The organism is Micrococcus sp. HOU01 (genome assembly GCF_035609305.1).
Taxonomy (GTDB): domain Bacteria; phylum Actinomycetota; class Actinomycetes; order Actinomycetales; family Micrococcaceae; genus Micrococcus; species Micrococcus luteus.
This window is the reverse complement of record NZ_CP141211.1, coordinates 198,866-215,643: the sequence shown is the minus strand read 5'-3', so window position 1 is coordinate 215,643 and position 16,778 is coordinate 198,866. Positions and strand designations below refer to the sequence as shown.

The window sequence follows — 16,778 nt, the reverse complement described above, 5'->3', positions numbered from 1 at the left end:
ACCGCGCTCAGCGCCGCGCGCCGAGCCGGTCCTCGATGGTGAGCCGGACGAGCTGGGCGTACATGGCCTGGCCGTCGGCGCGGGGGTGCACGCCGTCGGCGGAGAAGTCCGTGACGTGCTGCTTCGCCGCGGCGTCCCAGTCCGCCAGGACGATCCGGTCCGGGTGGGCCTTGGCCTGCGCCGCCATCTGCACCTGCACGTCCGCGATCCAGTCCATCGGGCCGTGCGGCACCACGAGCACGAGCAGCCGGTCCTCGCCGACGGCCGCCAGGATCTTCTCCCAGTCGCCCCGATGGGTGGTGCCGTTGGCGCCCAGGGCCACCACGACGACGTCGCTCAGCTGGCCGTCCGCCTTGAGCTTCTCGAGCTCGTCCGCGGCGTCCCAGATCTGGTAGCCCACCTCCGCCTCGAGCAGCATCCCCGGCAGCTCCTCCATGAGCGTGGGCGCGGCCGAGAGCGAGACGGAGTCGCCGATCAGGGTGACGTCCGTGCCGAGCTCGGACGGCGGCAGGGCCGCGGTGAGCTGCTCCTTGGAGTACGTGGGGCGCGTGACGGCCGGGTCGCCGAGCCCGAGCCCGGACGGCTCGGCGGACGACCCGGGCGAGGACGTCGCGCCGGCGGAGCCCTCCGCGTCCCCGGGGGCGGCCGAGCCGGGTGCCCCCGAGGCCGATGCCTCGGCCCGCTTCGACTGCTCCGCAGCCCGGGACTCGCGGGCCGCCTGCTGGGCCGCCTCGGCGGCCTTGAGGGACTCCTCCGCCTGGGCGATGTCCTGCTCGAGCTGGGTCTGCGCGGGCGAGTGCACCACGGCGGCCACGGCCGCCGCGGGGACGGCCACGAGCCCCAGCGCCGTGGCGGCGGCCGCGAGCCGGCCGATCGGCCCGGCCCCGCCCGTGAACGCCCGCCGAGCGGCTGCGCCCCAGCGACCGAAGGCACCCCTGAACCCCTCGTGGAGGATGGGCTCCTCGATCAGCCGGGTGCTCAGGTCGGCGATCAGGGCGGTCAGCAGCAGGATCGCGCCGGCGGCCACGGGCTCGACCCACCCGGGGGCGTCCACGGGCACCATCACGCGCATGATCACGAGCAGCGGCCAGTGCCACAGGTACGCGGCGTAGGAGCGGCGCCCCCACCAGCGCAGGAACCCGTTGCCCAGCGCGCGAGAGAGCGAGTCGCGCCGGTCGCCCTGCACCACGTGCCAGACGATGAACGCGACGACGGCGGACAGGCCCGCCAGCACTCCGCGGTACGTGCTCGCGTGGCCGCCGTCGACCAGGGCGAAGCCCGCCGCGAGCACCGCGACGGCGCCCCACGCGACGGCCACCCGCGTGGCCGAGGTCCGCGGCTCGGGGCCGCCGTGCTCGGGCCGGGGCACATGGGCCAGGCCGATCGCCACGCACGCGCCGAACAGCAGGCCGAAGGCGTGGGTGTCCGTGCCGAAGTAGAGGCGGGCCTGCTCGAACCCGTGCCACGAGCCCCAGGCCATCCACGCCGCGGAGGCCACGGCCGCGACCGCGACCGCGAGGATACGACGTCGGTCCGCCACCCGCCCCGAGTTCACCGTGCTGCGCGGCGGCCAGGTGAGCAGGAGCAGCCCCCAGAGGAGCAGGGGCCAGAGGATGTAGAACTGCTCCTCGATCGCCAGGGACCACAGGTGCTCGAACAGAGGTGGCGAGGCGCGGTTGAAGTAGTCCCCGCCCTCGAGGATCATCACCCAGTTGCTGGTGTAGGTCAGGGCGCCGAACCATTGGCGACCCAGGCCCGCGGGGAACTCGTCCACCGCCAGCCACGCGAGCGCGGTGGTGCCCACGAGCGCCATCAGCATGGCCGGGATGAGTCGTCGGACGCGCTTCATCCAGAAGGTGCCCAGCGCCACGCCCCGGCCCGCGTCCACACCACGGACCAGGCCGGTGGTGATGAGGAAGCCGGAGAGCACGAAGAACATGTCCACGCCCACGAACCCGCCGCGCAGGAAGGTGGGCCAGGCGTGGAAGACGAGCACGGCGAGCACCGCGATCCCCCGCAGCCCGTCGAGGGCGGTCACCCGGCCGGGGCCGCGACTGACCCGCGTGCCGACCTTGACGGCGGGCACGCCGTCCTGGGGCGACAGGGCATGGCGGGGCGCGGACGCGGTGCGCTGGTCGGAACTCACAGCGGTCGATCATCCCATCCGGACCTGGATGGGCCAAAGCCTCCGGCTATCCCCGCCCACCCACCGCGTTGGGGGCGGTTTCCGGCGGTATTCCAATCCCAAAGCACCGGATTCCGCCCCCGGAAGCGGGGGTGCGGGCGCCGGTCAGTGGTTGCGCAGCGCCTCGATGAGCTCGTCCTTGGTCATGGTGGAGCGGCCCTCGATGTCGAGTTCGCGGGCCCGCTTCGCGAGCTCGTCCTTGGTCCAGTCCTCGTAGGAGCCGGCCTCGCCCCCGCGCTCGGCGACCTCGTCCCGGCCGTCCCGGGCGGAGGCGTTGGCGATCCGCGCGGCCTTCTCCTCGCTCGCGCCCTCGCGGCGCAGCGCCTCGTAGACCTCGGGGTCCTTGATGGTGGAGGTGCCGGGGCCCATGGGGGCGCCGTTCTTCTCGGTCTTCTTCTCAGCCATGCGGCCAGTGTGGTCCCGGCCCGACGACGGGTGGAAGGCCCGCCGCGCCGCCTCAGTCCTGCTGGGCCTCCGGCTGCTCGGCCCACCAGCGACGCAGCTCGGCCTCGGCCTCCGCCTGCTCGTGCGGGCCCTCGTCCAGCCGCCATTCGAGCAGGTGCCGGTAGGCCCGGCCCACCACCGGGCCCGGGCGGATCCCCAGCAGCGCCATGATCTGCTGCCCGTCCAGGTCCGGCCGCACGGCGGCGAGCTCCTCGGCCTCGGCGATCTCGGCGATGCGCCGCTCGAGGTCGTCGTACGCGTGGGCCAGCCGCTCGGCCTTGCGCCGGTTGCGGGTGGTCACGTCCGAGCGGGTCAGCGCGTGCAGGCGGGGCAGCAGGTCGCCGGCGTCGTGGGCGTACCGGCGGACGGCGGAGTCGGTCCAGCCGGCGTCGCCGTAGCCGTAGAACCGCATGTGCAGCTCCACCAGGCGGGCCACCGCCTTGATCGTGTCGTTGTCGAACTTCAGGGCACGCAGCCGCCTGCGGACGAGCTTGGCGCCCACGGTCTCGTGGTGCCGGAAGGTGACGGCCCCGCCCTTCTCGAAGCGACGCGTGGCCGGCTTGCCGACGTCGTGCAGCAGCGCCGCCAGGCGCAGCACGGGGTCGGGGGTCGACGGCGCGTACTCGCCCTCCAGCTCCATGGCCTGCTCCAGCACGGTCAGGGAGTGGGCGTAGACGTCCTTGTGGCGGTGGTGCTCGTCCGACTCGAGCTGCAGGGCGGGCAGCTCGGGCAGGACGTAGTCGGCCAGGCCGGTGCGCACGAGCAGGTCGAGGCCGGCGCGCGGGTGCGCACCGCACACGAGCTTGACGAGCTCCTCGCGGACGCGTTCGGCGGAGATGATCGTGATCCGCTCGGCCATCGCGGTCATGGCCTGCTCCACCTCGGGGGCCACGGCGAAGCCGAGCTGGGAGGCGAAGCGGGCGGCGCGCATCATGCGCAGCGGGTCGTCGGAGAAGGAGTCCTCAGGGGTGCCGGGGGTGCGCAGCACGCCGGCGTGCAGGTCCCGCATGCCGCCGAAGGGGTCCACGAGCTCGAGGGCGGGCAGGCGCAGGGCCATGGCGTTGACGGTGAAGTCGCGGCGCAGCAGGTCGTCCTCGAGGCTGTCGCCGAAGGCCACCTGCGGCTTGCGGCTGGCCGGGTCGTACTGCTCGGCCCGGTAGGTGGTGACCTCGAGCTGCCAGCCGGCCTTGCGGAAGCCGATGGTCCCGAACCGCCGTCCCACGTCCCACGTGGCGTCCGCCCAGCCGGCGCCGACGGCCTCGGACGCGTCCGGGTCGGCGTCCGTGGTGAAGTCCAGGTCCGGCGACAACCGTCCCAGGAAGAGGTCGCGGACCGGGCCGCCCACCAGGGAGAGCTCGTGGCCGGCGGCCTCGAACCTCCGCCCCAGCTCCACGACGACGGCGGGCAGGGTGGCGTCCGCGGGGAAGCCGGGGGGCAGCGCGTGGGTGGCGGTGGTCAGATCCATGATGCCTACAAGGGTGCCAGACGGTCCCGGCACGGGCCCGCGCGGGCCGGGCTAGAGTTGACGGCATGACCCGCCCCGATCCCTCCGCGCACCGGGGCGCCCCCCTGCCCTCCGCGCTGGGGGCGTGGCGTCGCCGGCCGCAGCCGCCTCTGCGCCCCGTCACCTCGGCCCCCGCGGGACCCCGTTCCGCCGCAGCCGCCTCCCTGCCCACGGTGGAGGAGGTCTCCGCCGGCGGCGTCATCGTCCGCGAGCACGACGGCGGCCTCGAGGTGGCCGTGATCGCCCGCTACAACCGCGGTGGCCGGCTCGAGTGGTGCCTGCCCAAGGGCCATCCCGAGGGCGAGGAGGACCACCGGCAGGCGGCCGTGCGCGAGGTGGAGGAGGAGACCGGGATCGCCGGCCACATCCTCGAGCCGCTCGGCGCGATCGACTACTGGTTCACAGTCGCCCGGCACCGCGTCCACAAGACCGTGCACCACTTCCTGCTGCGCGCCACGGGCGGCGAGCTGACCACGGAGAACGACCCGGACCACGAGGCCGTGGACGTCGCATGGGTGCGCCTCGAGGACGTCGCGCGCCGCCTCTCCTTCGCCAACGAGCGCCGGATCGTCGACCTGGCCCGCCAGGTGGTCGACCAGCACTTCCCCCCGGGCGGTGCCCGGGGTCCCCGCCCCTGATCCACCGCCCCCGGCACGGGGCCTTCCGACCACGATTGGGTGACCCTTGAGCAGTAGACCCGCCCCGCGCCGAGCGCAGGACCCCGCCCACGCCGGCGTCGCCGACGAGGAGCCGACGACGACGGACCCCGCTCCCGCCACGGATCCGGCCGCCGTGGACCCCGCGGACGAGACCCCCGAGGGCGAGCGCCGCGCCGGCCGGTCCACCGCGATCATGGCCTCCGGCACGCTCCTCTCCCGCGTGCTGGGCCTCGTCCGTGCGACGCTGGTGACGGTGGCGATCGGCCTGTCCGCGGACATGGCCGACATCTTCGAGATCGCCAACTCCCTGCCGAACGTGATCTACCTGCTCCTGGTGGGCGGCGTGTTCAACGTCGTGCTCGTGCCGCAGCTGATCAAGCACGCCCGCGACGCCGACCGGGGCGCGGACTACACCTCCCGCCTGATGACGCTCGGCACGCTCGTGATGCTCGCCGGCACGGTGGTGGTCATGCTGGCGGCGGCCCCGCTCATGACGGCCCTGACCCGCGGCTGGTCGCCGGAGAAGCTCGAGATGGCCACCGTGTTCGCCCTGTGGTGTCTGCCCCAGGTGTTCTTCTACGGCATGTACGCGTTGGTGGGGCAGGTGCTCAACGCCAACGGGCGCTTCGGCGCCTACATGTGGGCGCCGGTGCTGAACAACGTCGTCGCGATCGGCGCGATCGTGCTGTACCTGGGCATGTTCGGGGCGTACCGGGCCGGGGACGACCTCGCCGGGTGGACGAGCGCACAGACGGTCGTGCTGGCCGGCGGCCACACCCTGGGCGTCGTGCTGCAGGCCGTGATCCTCTTCCTGCCGCTGCGCGGGCTCGGCCTGGGTCTGCGCCCGAGGTTCGGCTGGAAGGGCATCGGCCTGCGGGACACCGGCCGGATCGCCGGGTACACCCTGATCACGATGGTCGCCACGAACGTGGTGCTCCTGCTGTGCCAGCGGTACGTCACCTCCGCCACGGAGGCCCGCGACCGCGGCGAGCTGCGCATCCCCGGCACGGAGACCTGGAGCGCCGAGATGGCGCAGGCGGCCATCCCCGGTGTGGCCGCGTACAACATGGCGATGCTGATGGCCGTGCTGCCCCATTCGGTGTTCGTGCTCTCCCTGGCCACCGTGCTCTTCAACCGGTTGGCCCGCGCCATGGGCCGCCAGGACATGTCCGCGGTGCGGCGCACGACGGCGCAGGGTCTGCGCGCGTTCACCGTGCCGCTGATGTTCTGCCTCGCCGGCGTGGTGGTCCTGGCGGGCCCCCTGGGCCGCGTCTTCGGCTCGACGGCCGAGACGGCGATGGTGGCCGGCATCGCGGTGGGCTCGGTCCTGCTCGCGCTGGCGCTGTCCATCCCGTTCCGCTCGGGCTCCTTCTACCTGCTGCGCGTGTTCTACGCCGCCGAGGACGCCAAGGTGCCGATGGTGGTCCAGGTCAGCGGCTCGCTCCTGATGCTGCTGCTCTCGTGGGCGGGCGCGATGCTGCTGCCGCTGTGGTCCATGGCCCTGTGGGTCGCGGTCGCCTCGTCCGTCTCGTACGTGTACCAGTTCGTCCTGACCCATGTGCTCACCGTGCGCCGGTTCGGGGACTACGGCCTCGCATCCGTGCTGCGTGCCCACGTCCAGACCGGCCTGGCCGCGCTGGCCGCGGCGGCCGCGGGCGTCGTCGTCGTGTGGCTGCTGGGCGGGTACACCGGCGGGTTCGCGTGGAACTCCATCGGGACGGCGCTGCTCACGTGCGCGGTGGCGGCCGTGGCGATGGGTCCGGTGTACCTGATGGTGCTGCGGGCCATGCGGTTCCCCGAGCTGGACGACGCCCTCCGGCCGCTCGTCGCCCGCGTGCCCGCGCTGGGTCGTCTGCTGCGCGTCGGCTGATCTCTGGCCGCGACGGCCACGCCACGTATCATCGGATTCCGACCCCGTCGTCAGGAGAAGAGCCCGTGCCCCAGCCCATCGCCGTCGGCGCCGTCCTGGGCGGCCGCTATCGCATCACCCAGCACGTGGTGACGTCCGCGGACCAGGACATGGTGTTCCTGGGCACGGACCAGGTGCTCAACCGCCGCGTCACCGTGCTCGTGGCCTCACGTGAGAACGCCACGCAGGTGGCCTCGTCCGCGCGGGAGCTGGCCACGGGCGAGCGCACCGACGACGTGCAGGTGCTCGACCTGGGGCTGTCCGAGGGCCGCACGTACCTGATCGCCGGCGGGGACCCCGACCCGGACGTCCTGCTGGGTCTGGCGTACCCGCAGGAGCTGTACGTGGAGCCGTTCCAGACGGACAGCCTCGGCTCCGAGCTGTTCGGCGAGTCGCGGACCGGAGACCCCCACGCCTACGACGACGACGAGACGTACTACACCGACCTCGACCGGCGGCTCCGCGCGGACGAGGACGAGGCCCAGCGTCGTCCCGGGTTCCTGAACCGCCTCTCCGAGCGCCTCGCCGAGCGGGTCCGTCCCTCCGACGGCACCGCGGCGAAGGCGGCCGCCGGGGCGTCGGCCCTGGCCGCGGCGGACGCCGCCACCCGGAAGCAGCAGGAGGAGCGCGAGCGGGCGGAGCGGGAGGACGCCGAGCGCGCAGAACGCGAGCGCAAGGAGGCCGAGGAGAAGGCCCGCGCCGAACGGGAGGCCGCGGAGCGGGCCGAGCGGGAGCGCAAGGAAACCGCCGAACGCGCAGAACGCGAACGTCGGGAGGCGGAGGAGCGTGCCGAGGAGGAGCGCCGCGCCGAGGCCGAGCGCGCCCGTCGCCAGGCGGAGCAGGAGGCTGAGGAGCGGGCCGCGCGCGAGCGGGAGGCCGAGCAGGCCCGGCTGGCCGCGGAGCGGGAGGAGGCCGAGCGCCGCGAGCTCGAGCGCCGGGCCGAGGCCCGCCGTCGTGCCGAGGAGGAGCGGGCCCGGGAGGCCGAGCAGCGCGAGGCTGAGAAGCGCGAGGCCCAGGAACGCGAGGCCGCGGAGCGCGAGGCTGAGAAGCGCGAGGCCCAGGCGGGCACCGCCGCACTCCCGGCTGTCGCGGCGGGGGCCGCCGCCGCGCAGGCCCCCGACGCCGGTGCCGACGGTGCGGACGGGGCCACGCCGCCCACCGAGCCCGTCGAGCCCGTGGCGGCCGAGAAGACCGACGCGCCGGAGCCGGTCGCCCCGGACACCGAGGCGATCCCGGTGCGGCGCCAGCGCCCCGTCCCCCGCCGAGCGATCGTGGCCGAGTCCGCGCCCACCGTCCGTGAGGAGTCCCGCGGCACGGCCGCTCCGGTGGCCGCCGGGACCGGGGTCACAACGGCGGCGGGTGCCGCGGCTGCCGGTTCAACGGCCACCGCCGCGGCTCCGGATGCCCAGGCCGCCCCGGCCACCACCGGGGGCGGCGACGGCGCCACGGTGGCCGACCCGGGCGAGGGCGACGGCCGTAAGCGCGGCGGCGCTCCGCTGGCTCTGGTCCTCGTGCTCGGCCTGCTCGCCGCACTCGTCGTGGGCGGGGTGCTGCTGGCCCAGAACCTGCGCGGCGGACCGGCCCCGCAGGCCGCGTCGTCCGAGCCTGCGTCGTCCGAGCCTGCGTCGTCCGGGTCCGCATCGGACACGTCGTCGCCGTCGGAGAGCACCAGCCCCTCCCCCACCCCGACCAGCGAGAGCACCGCGGCCGCCCCGAAGCCCGTCCAGGCCCTGCGCATGGTGCCGGACCTGCCGGAGCACGAGGTCGAGCACGACGCGGACCTGCCCAACCTCATCGACGGCGACCCCACCACCGTGTGGCGCACCTTCGCCTACGCACGGCCGAACTTCGGCGGCTATGTGGAGAGCATGAACCTCGTGGTCCAGCTCGAGGACCGCACCGAGGTGAACGAGGTGACCCTGGAGAGCACGGGGGCCACCGGTGGCGCCTGGTTCGCCTACATCGCCGACTCCCCCGAGGGCGCGAACGCCCAGGAGATCGGCAACGGCACCTTCGACCAGGACACCGTCTCCATCCCCGTGCCCTTCGAGGGCGCCGAGGCCGAGGCCGAGTACGTGATCGTCAGCCTCACCTCGCTGCCCCAGCTGGAGGGCACGACGTCGGACCTCCCGTTCGGCCTGCGCCTCGGCGAGATCGCCGTCCGCTGACCTCGCGCCCGGGCGACGGCGCGCCGGACCTTCCGGCCGCCGTCGCCTGACGTCGACTGCACCGCGACCCCAACACCGCGGAATACCCGCCCGTGGCTCCGCCGTTGTCCTGGAGGAGCGCCCACCACCCCGATCCACTGGAGGAACCCGTGGCCCCCACCGCCCAGGACCAGAGCGTCCACAACGTCGTGATCGTCGGATCCGGCCCCGCCGGATACACCGCGGCGATCTACACCGCCCGCGCCGACCTCTCCCCCGTCCTCGTGGCCGGGGCGGTGACCGCGGGCGGCGAGCTGATGAACACCACCGAGGTGGAGAACTTCCCGGGCTTCCCGGAGGGTGTGCAGGGGCCCGAGCTGATGGCGAACCTCGAGGCCCAGGCCCGCCGGTTCAACACGGAGGTGGTCTACGACGACGTCGTGCAGGCCGACCTGACGTCGAACCCCAAGGTGCTCACGCTCGGAGACGGCACCCAGCTGCGCACCCACGCGGTCATCCTCGCGACCGGCTCCGCCTACCGCAAGCTCGGCGTGCCCGGTGAGGAGCGCCTCTCCGGCCACGGCGTCAGCTGGTGCGCCACGTGCGACGGCTTCTTCTTCCGAGAGCAGGAGATCGCGGTCGTGGGCGGCGGCGACTCCGCCATGGAGGAGGCCCTGTTCCTCACGAAGTTCGCGTCCAAGGTGACCGTGCTGGTCCGCAAGGACGAGCTGCGCGCCTCCAAGGTGATGGCCCACCGGGCCATGGAGAACGAGAAGATCGAGTTCCGCTGGAACACCGAGGTCACGGAGGTGAGCGGTGACGACAAGGTCAACACCCTCCACCTGCGGGACACCCGCACCGGCGAGGCGTCCACGCTGGACGTGACCGGCCTGTTCGTGGCCATCGGCCAGGACCCGCGCACGGACCTGGTGCAGGGCCAGGTGGAGCTCACGGAGCACCGCACGATCCGCATCGACCATCCGTCCTCGCGGACCTCCCAGCCGGGCGTCTTCGCCGCCGGCGACGTCACGGACCACACCTACCGCCAGGCCATCACCGCCGCCGGCTCGGGCTGCGTGGCCGCCCAGGACGTGGAGCACTACCTCGCGACCGTGGCCGACGTGGAGGAGGCCGCGCCGGCCGGCCCGGAGTCGGACGCGGTTCCGGCATGAGCCACTGACCCATGACCCCTGACAGAGCGTCATGAGTCATGTGGATAACACCCCTGTCCATCCTCGTCAGACACAGAACAACCCCCAGGAGGCTGCCATGAGCACCATCACCGTCACCGACGCCGACTTCGACCAGAAGGTCCTCCAGTCCGAGCTGCCCGTCCTCGTGGACTTCTGGGCCGAGTGGTGCGGCCCGTGCCGCATGCTCGGGCCCGTCCTGGAGGACATGGCCGTGGAGCACGAGGGCAAGGCCGTGATCGCCAAGCTCAACGTGGACGAGAACCCGGCCATCGCCGCGCGCTACGGCGTCACCTCCATCCCGCTCGTCGTGGGCTTCCAGAACGGCGAGAAGGTCGCCGAGTCCGTGGGCGCCAAGCCCAAGGCCGCGCTGGAGAAGGAGTTCTCGGCCCTGCTCGGCTGAGCCCCTCCCCCACTCACCACGACGGCCCCGTCACCCGAGAGGGTGACGGGGCCGTCGTGCGTCGATCTTCAGGACCAGCGGCGGGTGCCCGTGGACGCCGTCCGCGGGAAGTCCGGATCAGGACTTCTTGCCCTTCCCCTCGCTGTCCTTGCCGTCCTGGCCGCCCTGGATGAGGTCCATGATGCGGTTCAGGTCCTCCACGGTGGTGAAGTCGATGGCGATGCGGCCCTTGCGCGCGCCGAGGGTGATCTTCACGGCGGTGTCCAGGCGGCTGGTGAGCGCGGTGGCGTAGTGGTCCAGGCGCTCGTGGCGGGCGTCGTCCGCGCTGCGCCGCGGGGTGCGGCCCGGCCGGAGGCCGCCCTGCAGCTGTGCGACCGCCTCCTCCGTGGCCCGGACGGACAAGCCCTCCGACTGGATCCGCTGCGCCAGACGCTCCATGTCCGACGGGTCCGTGAGACCGAGCAGCGCGCGAGCATGGCCGGCCGAGAGCGTGCCGGCGGCCACGCGGCGCTGCACGAGGGGCGGCAGCTTGAGCAGCCGCAGCGTGTTGGAGATCTGCGGACGGGAGCGACCGATGCGCTGGGACAGCTCCTCCTGCGTGCAGGCGAAGTCCTCCATGAGCTGCTGGTAGGCGGCGGCCTCTTCGAGCGGGTTCAGCTGGGAGCGGTGCAGGTTCTCCAGCAGAGCATCCCGCAGGAGGTCCTGGTCCGGGGTCTGGCGGACGATCGCCGGGATGGTGTCCAGGCCGGCCTTCTGGGTGGCGCGCCACCGGCGCTCGCCCATGATCAGCTCATAGGGGGTGGGGCCGTCCACCTCGCGCACGACGATCGGCTGCAGGATGCCGACCTCGCGGATCGAGGTGACCAGTTCCGCCATGTGGTCCTCGTCGAACACCTCACGCGGCTGCCGCGGGTTGGGGTGGATGTCCCCCACCGGGATCTCCCGCAGGACCGCGATGTCCGCGGACACGGTCCCCTCGGTCGCGACGGGGTCCGCGGTCGAGTCCGCCGGTTCCTTCCTCGACGACGTCGCGGAGGTGGCACTCTTGCTGGGCGCCTTCACCGTCGGCATGGCCGGACGCCCCTTGGTCGGCCGCGCCGCGGGTGCATCCTCGGAGTCTGCGGAGAAGAACACGTCGACGGGACGCTGCGCGGGTCGCGAGGCACGCTTCGACGAGGTGGGCCCTGCCTTCGTGGCGGACGTGGCGTTCCGGCCAGTCGCAGCCGTTGATTTCCTGGCCTGTGTCGTTCGGCCCGCGGTCTTCCGCTGGGAGGCCGGCGGGGCAGGCTCGCTGGACTTCCCTGACGTCTCGGTCGTCGCGGTGCTCCGCGTCGATGTCGTGGTGGCCTCCGCTGCCTCGGCAGCCTTCTGGCCGCTCCTCACCGACACCGCAGAGTCCTTCGGGGAGGAGGCCTCGGCGTTCTCTTCCGGGGCTTCTACAGTGCTCTGGATCAGGGCGCCGAGGCCTCGCCCCAGGCCTCCTCGACGGCTCGTCTTCAACGGGTCCTCCTGCAGTGAGTGGGTCTGCGATCAGTGTAGGTGAGCGGCCTGGTCTCGATGGTCCCGGGCGGCGGGAAGACTCTTCTCAAGGTGCTCTGGCCCTGACCGCCGGGGGGCGCGCGAGGGCCTGACACGTGCAAGGGGCGCGGCGAGGTTCGGGCCTCGGTTCTGGGGTGAGACGTCCGTATTGGGCCCGGACGGCTGGATGTGGGCGCGCGGACAGCATCCTGCCGCGAGCGTGAGTGTTTCACGTGGAACACTCCGAGTGGGGGCGCTTCGGAAGGGTCCCGCTGCAATCCTCAAGACCTCCTCGTGTTCCCTCTCGAGGTTCACTCGTTTCACATGAAACGTGAGCCCGCGTCGACGAGCGGGCGGTATCAGAATCACGGTTGTTCAGTTTGTTTTTCATGTGCTCCCCGGCCGACCAGCCCTCCGTGCGGACGGTACTCAGATCGCTGGCTACCCGCATGATGATGTGCTTCATCGGACGCGCAATGGCGGACCAGCATCGAAGCACTCGTCCCACTTCCCCGCGGTGTGATGTGAACACTCGAATCGCCGAACGGATGAGCTCGACCTACTCGTCGCTTCGCCGTCAGTGCTTCCTCACACCCGCGCAGCTCACGAATTGAACGCTGCTTCACCATCCGCGTTTCACGTGAAACACGGACGAGTCTGTCATCCAAGTACGACATGAGTTCGGGTGGGCCACGTGCTCGCTCACCCGCGAGTCAGTGCCACACTCCTGCGCCATTCTCGCTCAGCTCGCTCCCGACACGGATCGTGTGCTCCCTGGATCGCCTGGGATTGTGACCTCGCGGCACGGCGCTTCCACCCGAAGCTCGTTTCACGTGAAACGTATCGTTCGAAGATTCGACCGCGCGTTCATCCATGGAAGCTCGCCCACCAACGGGTCGCACCCCGAGGCCGGCGTGCGCAGGGTCCTCTATATCTTGAAAGGTTCAGACTTGCCGCGTCGCTGATGGTACTGGCTCGATCTAGTGAGCCCCGATCACCGGTCGTTCAGTTTCACGTGAAACGGCCGGGAGGGAATGTCGGGTCGCGGGTCCCATGTCGGGGCAGCGTGCATCCACTTTCGCCGTTGACAGAAACTGCTCGATGTGGTCGCCGATGTCACGGGCGGCAGTACAGTGACGCGGCGGGCGCTCCACCCGACCCACTGACTCCATCCGTCCTGTCAGCTGAGGCCGCCCATCAAAGTTTCAGGACCGCCTCGTGTGGAAACTGGGTCTTCAATGCCTCCATCCGCGGACAGCTGCGGTCAGGGATCGACGCTAGGTGAGCGCGGAACCACCGTGTTTCACGTGAAACCCCCGGCGACCGGCCGATTACTCGACGCCCTGGTTCCCACGTCGCTGCAAGCGACAGAACCACACGGCCCGCCCCATCCCGCACGGAGCCGCCGCGGGCTCCCCGGGGGGCCTCCACCGAAGTCACCATTCACACGCCGTCCCCGTGCCCAGCCGTCAGACGCTACAGGAGACTGAGCAGGGCTCATCAACACCGCAGAGGCATCTACGGCCGCACACCTTAGACGTCCCCTGTCCACAGATGTTGTCCACATATCAACATCGACGTTCGCTGGTGACCACGTCAAGACGCCTGTTGGCCAGTTCAACCACTTGTCTCTGTATACATTGGGGGCACACGACCGCTCTTCCTCACCGGAGGCTCTCTTTCTCCGCACACAGGAATGCACAGCAGAACTGTCCTGCAGGCGCCGCCAATCGGCCCCTCCAACTCAGACGAATCACAGCAGACCCCCTCGCCGCTGACGTCTCCTCTCGCACACGCTGACTGACAGACCGGCCGCGCACCCCCGCGACGGCAGTCTGACTCGTGCTCCGCTCTGGCCCCCGATTTCCTGCACGTCACCGACGGCGAGGAGGTCTGACATGGGGGAGGGGGCACCCAGCCACGGCACCCGGCCTGCTCGACGGCTGCATTCTCGGGGCTGCCACGAGCCCGCCTGGGGGGCAGGGACGGGCCATGCCCTGCACGTCCGCACCCGCAGGCCAGGACGTTCCCCACAAACCGCGCAGCTCCCGAGGCGCACCTCAACGCACGGTGCGCCGCCGGCCGGCCATCACAGCCGCGGTCCCGCCCCAGGGCGAAACCGTCCTCCCCGTGACTTCGTGCGTCGTCGCCCCCGGCTGCCCCCCCTGGCGACAGATGCGCCCCGCCCACAACGGAGCGGCAGAGGGCTCGGCCCAGGGGAGGAGAGGGCGGCATGTCTGTCGGAAGCGGTCGACCACGGGCACCCGCCCCGTCATCCCGCTGCGGCGGCACCACACTCGCACCACGGAGACCGTTGTTTCACGTGAAACCCGAACTTTCGACAGGCCCAGTGATTCCGCTTGTCTTCCCACCCCTCATCTGTCGGGCCGCAACTCACTCACGACGAAACCCGCCGGGGGACTGCTCCCTCCGGCGGGCTTACGTCGTCGTCAGCGGCACCACCCGGCGATCACCGCAGCGGACCGCCTGGGCGTCAGCCCTTCAGGGCCGTCGGCGCACCACGGCCGGCGATCTCTGCGGCCGCCTCCCGGTACGCCACGGCGCCGGCCGAGGCCGGGTCGTAGGTCAGCACCGTCTGCTGATAGCTGGGGGCCTCGGAGATGCGGACGTTGCGGGGGATCGCGGTGTTCAGCAGCTGCTCCGGGAAGTGCGTCCGGACCTCCTCCGCCACCTGCACGGCGAGGTTGGTCCGCGCGTCGAACATCGTCAGCAGGATGGTGCTCACCTGGAGACGCGGGTTCAGGTGCTTCTGGATCATCTGCACGTTCTTGAGCAGCTGGGAGAGGCCCTCGAGGGCGTAGTACTCGGCCTGGATCGGGATGAGCACCTCCTCGGCCGCCACGAACGCGTTGACCGTCAGCAGGCCCAGGGACGGCGGGCAGTCGATGAACACGTAGTCCAGCCGCTCCTGGCCGTCCTCCTCGCGCCAGGCGGTGTACGCCTCGAGCGCCCGCGACAGTCGCTGCTCGCGGGCCACCAGAGAGACCAGCTCGATCTCGGCACCGGCCAGGTCGATCGTCGCGGGCACCACCTGCAGGCCGTCCACGTCCGGGGCGTCCTGCACGACGTCCTGGATCTCCATCTCGCCCAGGAGCACGTCATACACGGAGGCGACGTCTCCGGTGTGGGGGATGTTCAGCGCGGTGGACGCATTGCCCTGCGGGTCGATGTCCACCACCATCACCCGCATGCCCGCGCGGGCGAGGGCCGCGGCCAGGTTGACCGTCGTCGTCGTCTTGCCGACGCCGCCCTTCTGGTTGGACGTCGTGAACACGCGGGTGCGGTCGGGGCGCGTCAGACGGCGACGCTGGAGCCGCGCGGGCTCCTCGGCGTCCGCGCCGCCCTTCTCGGCGGTCCGGCCGGTCCACTTCTGGCGCAGGGCCCTCCAGGCCCCACCCCGGCTCTCCTGCTCCTGCGCCATGCGGCTCTACCTCCTGGGTCGCGGGTGTGCGGATCTGCTGCCGCCCGGCCCGTCCCGTCCCGGTGGGGGAGGGGTCAGCGGGGACGCGCGCTGACGCGCACGACGGTGGTGGTCTCGGGCAGCAGGCCCTCGCCCACCGTGAGGATCTCGGGCTCGGCACCACCATACTTGCGCAGGACCTTGCGGGCGGCGGCGATCTCGTCGGCCGCGGAGCGGCCCTTGATGGCCAGCAGCTCCCCGGCGCCCTGCAGCATCGGCATGGTCAGCGGCACGAGGGTCTTCAGCGCGGACACGGCGCGGGCGGTCACGACGTCGACGTCGAGGTTCCCGGAGACCTGCTCGGCGCGGCCGCGGATCACGTCCACGTTCTCCAGGCCGAGGTCGGCGACCACCATGTCCAGCCACTCCACGCGCCGCTCGAGCGGCTCGATGAGCAGGAACTGGCAGTCGGGGCGCGCGAGCGCGAGGCACAGGCCGGGCAGGCCCGCACCGGAGCCGACGTCGGCCACGAGCGCACCCTGCGGGAGGAGCTCCTCGACCACGGCGCAGTTCAGGACGTGGCGCTCCCAGAGACGGGGCGCCTCGCGCGGACCGATCAGGCCCCACTCGATGCCGGTGTCCGCCAGGTGGGCCACGTACGCCTCGGCCCGGGGGAGGGCCTCGCCGAACAGCTCGACGGCGGCCGGCCGCAGCGCATTGGTCAGCGGCGGTGCCGGCTGTCCCACGGGTGCGGGACGGTCGCCCCGGTCCCGCGGATCCAGCCCGGGGCGCCGCTCGTAGGCCGAGCCCCGCTCAGTCATCGGCGGAGATGACCACGTGCCGGCGGGCGCCCTCGCCCTCCGACTCGGAGGTCAGGCCGGCGTCCGCGACGACGTCGTGGACGATCTTGCGCTCGTACGCGCCCATGGGCTCGAGGTGCACGGGACCCTCGCCGGCGCGGACGCGCTCGACGGCCGCCTGGGCGGCGGTGCGCAGGGCGACGTTGCGGCGCTCCCGGTGCCCGCAGACGTCCAGGATCAGCCGGGAGCGGTGCCCCGTGGCGGCGAGCACGGCCAGCCGGACGAGCTCCTGCAGGGCCTCCAGGGTGCGGCCGTCGGGGCCGACGAGGCCGTCCAGGCGCTCGTCGTGGTCCTCGGAGACGACGGACACGTACGTGCGCCCGTCGCGGACCTCGATGTCGATGTCCCCGTCCAGGTCCGCGATGTCGAGCAGCTCCTCGACGTAGTCCGCGGCGACGTCGCCCTCCTCCTCGAGGCGGCGTACCGTCTCCGAGACGGCGGCATCGTCCTGCTCCGCGACGCGAGAGCCCTGGCCCGCGGGGGTCTCGACGACGGCGTCCTCGGCCTCGGGGGCCGGGGTCACGTTCTCGGCGGACAT

At 72.1% G+C, this 16,778-nt stretch carries 12 protein-coding genes; 5 read left to right on the top strand and 7 right to left on the bottom strand.

Annotation, left to right across the window (positions count from 1 at the left end; translation table 11 throughout):
• Window positions 1-7: 7 nt before the first annotated feature.
• From SOY78_RS01000 to SOY78_RS00990, 3 genes are all read right to left on the bottom strand, one after another.
• Entirely contained in the window at window positions 8-2,146 is a 2,139-nt protein-coding gene (locus SOY78_RS01000; protein ID WP_324701661.1) for an acyltransferase family protein, read from the bottom strand.
• A gap of 144 nt (window positions 2,147-2,290) precedes the next feature.
• Entirely contained in the window at window positions 2,291-2,590 is a 300-nt protein-coding gene (locus tag SOY78_RS00995) for a DUF7218 family protein (protein ID WP_036384463.1), read from the bottom strand.
• A 52-nt stretch (window positions 2,591-2,642) separates the two neighbouring features.
• Window positions 2,643-4,094, bottom strand: a complete 1,452-nt coding sequence (locus tag SOY78_RS00990) for a CCA tRNA nucleotidyltransferase (RefSeq protein ID WP_324701660.1) — start codon at window positions 4,092-4,094, stop codon at window positions 2,643-2,645.
• Between the two features lie 65 nt (window positions 4,095-4,159).
• Between SOY78_RS00990 and SOY78_RS00985 the strand changes: the two genes are divergently transcribed.
• The 5 genes from SOY78_RS00985 (at window position 4,160) to trxA (ending at window position 10,441) form a co-directional block, all read left to right on the top strand.
• The gene (locus tag SOY78_RS00985) at window positions 4,160-4,771 is read left to right on the top strand and encodes an NUDIX hydrolase (RefSeq protein WP_010079786.1); all 612 of its coding nucleotides are present in this window, start codon (window positions 4,160-4,162) and stop codon (window positions 4,769-4,771) included.
• Window positions 4,772-4,817: 46 nt separating this feature from the next.
• Window positions 4,818-6,662, top strand: coding sequence for a murein biosynthesis integral membrane protein MurJ (gene murJ, locus SOY78_RS00980; RefSeq protein WP_036384459.1), 1,845 nt, complete (start codon window positions 4,818-4,820; stop codon window positions 6,660-6,662).
• A 65-nt stretch (window positions 6,663-6,727) separates the two neighbouring features.
• Window positions 6,728-8,869 (top strand): hypothetical protein, encoded by a 2,142-nt coding sequence (locus SOY78_RS00975; RefSeq protein WP_324701659.1) that lies wholly within the window; start codon window positions 6,728-6,730, stop codon window positions 8,867-8,869.
• Between the two features lie 149 nt (window positions 8,870-9,018).
• Window positions 9,019-10,020 carry a thioredoxin-disulfide reductase gene (trxB, locus tag SOY78_RS00970; protein WP_324701658.1) on the top strand — a complete coding sequence of 334 codons (1,002 nt, stop codon included), beginning with the start codon at window positions 9,019-9,021 and terminating at the stop codon, window positions 10,018-10,020.
• A 97-nt stretch (window positions 10,021-10,117) separates the two neighbouring features.
• Complete coding sequence (trxA, locus tag SOY78_RS00965; protein WP_010079782.1) at window positions 10,118-10,441, top strand: thioredoxin; 324 nt, start codon at window positions 10,118-10,120, stop codon at window positions 10,439-10,441.
• 117 nt (window positions 10,442-10,558) lie between these two features.
• Here trxA and SOY78_RS00960 read toward each other — a convergent pair whose 3' ends face one another.
• The 4 genes from SOY78_RS00960 to SOY78_RS00945 all read right to left on the bottom strand — a co-directional run bounded on the left by SOY78_RS00960 (window position 10,559) and on the right by SOY78_RS00945 (window position 16,778).
• Window positions 10,559-11,941, bottom strand: coding sequence for a ParB/RepB/Spo0J family partition protein (locus tag SOY78_RS00960; protein WP_324701657.1), 1,383 nt, complete (start codon window positions 11,939-11,941; stop codon window positions 10,559-10,561).
• A 2,512-nt stretch (window positions 11,942-14,453) separates the two neighbouring features.
• Window positions 14,454-15,401: a ParA family protein gene (locus tag SOY78_RS00955; protein ID WP_002856435.1), complete on the bottom strand. Its 948-nt coding sequence runs from the start codon at window positions 15,399-15,401 to the stop codon at window positions 14,454-14,456.
• Between the two features lie 74 nt (window positions 15,402-15,475).
• The gene (gene rsmG, locus SOY78_RS00950) at window positions 15,476-16,201 is read right to left on the bottom strand and encodes a 16S rRNA (guanine(527)-N(7))-methyltransferase RsmG (RefSeq protein ID WP_080696025.1); all 726 of its coding nucleotides are present in this window, start codon (window positions 16,199-16,201) and stop codon (window positions 15,476-15,478) included.
• Entirely contained in the window at window positions 16,194-16,778 is a 585-nt protein-coding gene (locus SOY78_RS00945) for a protein jag (protein WP_036384448.1), read from the bottom strand. Before SOY78_RS00945 ends, rsmG begins: the two co-directional genes overlap by 8 nt.

Bases quoted from the DNA above. Each gene is read 5' to 3' on its own strand.
- SOY78_RS00995 (WP_036384463.1), bottom strand. From the start codon at position 2,590: ATGGCTGAGAAGAAGACCGAGAAGAACGGCGCCCCCATGGGCCCCGGC.
- SOY78_RS00990 (WP_324701660.1), bottom strand. From the start codon at position 4,094: ATGGATCTGACCACCGCCACCCACGCGCTGCCCCCCGGCTTCCCCGCG.
- SOY78_RS00955 (WP_002856435.1), bottom strand. From the start codon at position 15,401: ATGGCGCAGGAGCAGGAGAGCCGGGGTGGGGCCTGGAGGGCCCTGCGC.
- rsmG (WP_080696025.1), bottom strand. From the start codon at position 16,201: ATGACTGAGCGGGGCTCGGCCTACGAGCGGCGCCCCGGGCTGGATCCG.
- SOY78_RS00985 (WP_010079786.1), top strand. From the start codon at position 4,160: ATGACCCGCCCCGATCCCTCCGCGCACCGGGGCGCCCCCCTGCCCTCC.
- trxA (WP_010079782.1), top strand. From the start codon at position 10,118: ATGAGCACCATCACCGTCACCGACGCCGACTTCGACCAGAAGGTCCTC.
- SOY78_RS00945 (WP_036384448.1), bottom strand. From the start codon at position 16,778: ATGTCCGCCGAGAACGTGACCCCGGCCCCCGAGGCCGAGGACGCCGTC.